Genomic DNA, 960 nt, shown 5'->3' with positions numbered 1-960 from the left:
ATGTTAAAAGGAATTTCCGCACGAAAATGTTTCTTAAAATTCCCCCATTTAAAACAGAAACTTTGGGGAGGGCATCTTTGGAACAGTCGTTTCTACATCGAAACCATTGGCTCCATTTCTGAAGATATGATCCGAAAGTAGATCGACCAAAAGAAAGGGGAGACGAATGCTTCGCACCTACAAATTCCGGTTATATCCAAAGCCAGAGCAACAGGAAAGGATCGACTTCACCTTAGAAAGGTGCCGCTTATTGTACAATCGCCTTCTGGCCGAACGGATTCATACTTACCGGACGAAAGCAAAGACTTTGTCCTACTATGAGCAGAAGAAAACACTCCTCGCTCGAAAAAAGGCCATCCCAGCGTTAAAGGAAGTTCACTCCCAAGTGCTGCAAAATGTAGTCGAACGGCTGGACAAAGCATACCAAGCTTTTTACAGGCGTGTACAGAATGGAGGGAAAACCGGATTTCCCCGGTTTAAAGGGGAGAGCCGTTACCGTAGCTTTACTGATCCGCAAAGCGGATTCTCCGTGGAGGGGAAATATTTGAAGCTGTCCAAAATCGGGGAGCTTCGAATCCGCCTGCACCGCCAGATCGCCGGAACCATCAAGACCTGTTCCATCGTCAAGAAAAACGGGAGGTACTACGCTTGCCTCGCCGTGGAGCAAGCTCTTAACCCTTTACCGAAAACGGGGAAAGAAGTCGGTGTGGATCTGGGAATCAAGCACTTGGCCGTGACATCCGATGAGCAGTTCTTTGCTTCTCCCCACCACTTGCGAAGATCGGAACGCAGACTCAAACAGCTGCAACGGCTCGTATCCAAAAGGAAAAAAGGTTCCCACCGCAGGAAAAAAGCGATCCGTCTCCTTGCCCGAATGCATGAGAAAATCGCCAATCAACGGAAGGATTACACGCATCAGATCAGTCATCAGCTGGTGAAGCGATTCGATTTGATTGCGTT

2 protein-coding genes are annotated in these 960 nt (G+C 48.1%); both read left to right on the top strand.

Going from position 1 to position 960, the window contains the following annotated elements:
- Complete coding sequence (locus CHM34_RS20265) at positions 1–141, top strand: transposase (RefSeq protein WP_206093844.1); 141 nt, start codon at positions 1–3, stop codon at positions 139–141.
- A 25-nt stretch (positions 142–166) separates the two neighbouring features.
- Positions 167–960 (top strand): RNA-guided endonuclease InsQ/TnpB family protein (locus CHM34_RS18275; protein ID WP_141201774.1); only part of this gene is annotated, 794 nt, incomplete at its 3' end.

Origin of the sequence: Paludifilum halophilum (assembly GCF_002245355.1) — a bacterium.
Lineage (GTDB): Bacteria > Bacillota > Bacilli > Thermoactinomycetales > DSM-45169 > Paludifilum > Paludifilum halophilum.
The sequence above is the reverse complement of the archived record's forward strand: the minus strand, read 5'-3'. Positions and strand labels throughout refer to the sequence as shown.